This window comes from Streptomyces sp. WAC05292 (assembly GCF_003949955.1).
Classification (GTDB): Bacteria; Actinomycetota; Actinomycetes; order Streptomycetales; family Streptomycetaceae; genus Streptomyces; species Streptomyces globosus.
On the sequence record NZ_RPSE01000626.1, the window covers coordinates 1 to 2256 of the forward strand.

At 69.5% G+C, this 2256-nt stretch carries 2 protein-coding genes; both read right to left on the bottom strand.

Going from position 1 to position 2256, the window contains the following annotated elements; translation table 11 throughout:
* Nucleotides 1-315 carry a hypothetical protein gene (locus EF903_RS31795; protein ID WP_260616197.1) on the bottom strand — a complete coding sequence of 105 codons (315 nt, stop codon included), beginning with the start codon at nucleotides 313-315 and terminating at the stop codon, nucleotides 1-3.
* A gap of 71 nt (nucleotides 316-386) precedes the next feature.
* Complete coding sequence (locus tag EF903_RS31800) at nucleotides 387-1940, bottom strand: APC family permease (RefSeq protein ID WP_125548429.1); 1554 nt, start codon at nucleotides 1938-1940, stop codon at nucleotides 387-389.
* Nucleotides 1941-2256: the final 316 nt, after the last annotated feature.

Consider the following 2256-nt stretch of genomic DNA (forward strand, 5'->3'; position numbering starts at 1 on the left):
CTACTTGACCGCCGGTGCCTGCGGCAGCGTGTGCAGTGCTCCGCCCGCGCCTGCCAGGGAGGCGTTCGTGGACTTGGTGGCCGAGCCCGCCGCCGCGCCTGTCACCGCCAGGGCCGTCTTCGTGTCCTGTACGGCCTGGCCCGGGTGGTCGACGATGTCGCCGACGCGCTTCGCGAGGGGGGCCGCCGCCTGGAGGCTCGTGCCGTCTGCGTGGGCGGCGCCGGCCGCCAGACCGAGGGCGCCCGTCGAGAGGGCGAGGGCCGTGAGGCCGCGCTTCACGGCGTTCTTCGTGTTCTTGGCGTTCTTGGCGTTCATGCCGCGTACAACGACCTGCCGGGCCCGGGGGTCACCCCCGGGCCCGGCAGGGCCGTTGCGCGTGGAGCCGGTCAGTCTTCGACGACCAGGGCCGGCGTCGACTTGGTGAGGACCTCGCCGCGGAAGAAAGCGGGGCTGCGGCGTTCGGTGACCAGCATGACGCCCAGCCCGAGGACGAGGAGTCCGACGCCGATGACGAAGACGCTGCCGACGCCGAGGACGGTGGATCCCGACCCGTACGCCGGGTCCCACATGTCGACCAGGGTCTTGAGGAAGACGGCGGCCAGCAGGATCCCGCCCAGGAGGGGGAAGACGCCCTTGAAGAACAGGTCGCGGGCGCTGCGCCGCAGTTCGGCGCGGAAGTACCAGGCGCAGGCGAAGGCGGTCAGCGAGTAGTAGAAGCAGATCATCAGGCCGAGCGCGAAGATCGTGTCGGTGAGGACGTTCTCGCTGACGAGGGTCATGACGGTGTAGAAGGCGCCGGTCGCGACGCCCGCCATGACGGTGGCGCGGCCCGGGGTCTTGAACTTCGGGTGGACCTTCGCGTACGCGGGCGGCAGCGCCTCGTACGTGGACATCGCGAGGACGGTGCGCGCCACCGGGATGAACGTGGTCTGCAGGGAGGCGGCGGCGGAGGCGAGGACCGCGACGAAGAGGAGGACGCCGAGGGCGGGGCCCATGACGGGTCCGGCGAGGGCGGCGAAGACGTTGTCGGAGGTGTCCGGGTTGGCGAGGCCGAGGCCCTTGTCGCCGGAGCCGACGGCCATCTGGGCGGCGATGCCGGTGGCCAGGTAGGAGCCGACCAGGACGACCATCGCGATGAGCGAGGCCCGGCCCGGGGTCTTGGCAGATCCGGTGGTCTCCTCGTTGGTGGCGAGGCAGGCGTCCCAGCCCCAGTACATGAAGATCGAGAGGGAGAGGCCGGCGGTGAAGGCCGCCATGGACTCGACCGCGAACGGGTTCATCCACTGCCAGGAGAAGTCGAGCCCGGTGTCGAAGCTGCCGGCGGACGCCTTCTGGAGGGCCATGGCGACGAAGACGGCGAGGACGAGGAGCTGCAGGCCTACCAGGGCGTACTGGACGCCCTTGGTGGCGGTCATGCCGCGGTAGCTGATGGCGGTGGCGACGGCGACGAGGGTGAGGCAGGTGGCGATGTGGACGAGTTTGTTGTCGTCGAGGGCCGCGATCGAGGGGCTGCCGGTGATCTCGCCGGCCAGCAGCCAGAAGTAGGAGGTCGCGACGCCGGCCAGGTTGGACAGCACGATGATCGTGGCGATGACCAGGCCCCAGCCGCACATCCAGCCGATGCGGGGGCCGAAGGCCTTAACGGTCCAGGTGAAGGAGGTGCCGCAGTCGGGGACGGCCTTGTTGAGTTCGCGGTAGGCGAAGGCGACGAGGAGCATCGGGAGGAAGCCGGCCAGGAAGACGGCCGGCATCTGGACGCCGACCTCGCCGGCCGTCGAGCCGAGGGTGGAGGTCAGGCAGTAGACGGGGGCGACGGTGGAGATGCCGATGACGGCGCTGCCCACCAGTCCCACGGACCCCTTGCCGAGGCCCTTGCCGCGTACGTCGGTGACGTCGCGTGCCGTGTCTTCGGCCGCGGGCCGAACGTCCAGCTGAGTCATGCCAATGGACGTTAGAGCCTGCGGTTTCCACATCCGGAAGATGAGAGTCCGGAATCTTCCAGCTTCATTGACCTTGGAATCCGGGCACCGAGGACGGATGCCGAGCGGCTTTGGAAGGCCGCCGGGCAGGTGTTACCCCCGGTTCGCAGGACCCGGTCCGACGGTTTCGGCATGCGGAAACCGCAGCCATGTCCGTTTTGTCTGGTTCGAAATTTTCCCGCACCAGTTTTCCGACGCCCTTCCCGCCTCCGCCCCCTCACCCGGCCCAGACGATCGCCTGCACCTCGCTGTACGCGTGCAGCGCGTACGAGCCCAC

Excerpts from the sequence above, each read along its gene's own strand:
- EF903_RS31800 (WP_125548429.1), bottom strand. The coding sequence starts at position 1,940 with ATGACTCAGCTGGACGTTCGGCCCGCGGCCGAAGACACGGCACGCGAC.
- EF903_RS31795 (WP_260616197.1), bottom strand. The coding sequence starts at position 315 with ATGAACGCCAAGAACGCCAAGAACACGAAGAACGCCGTGAAGCGCGGC.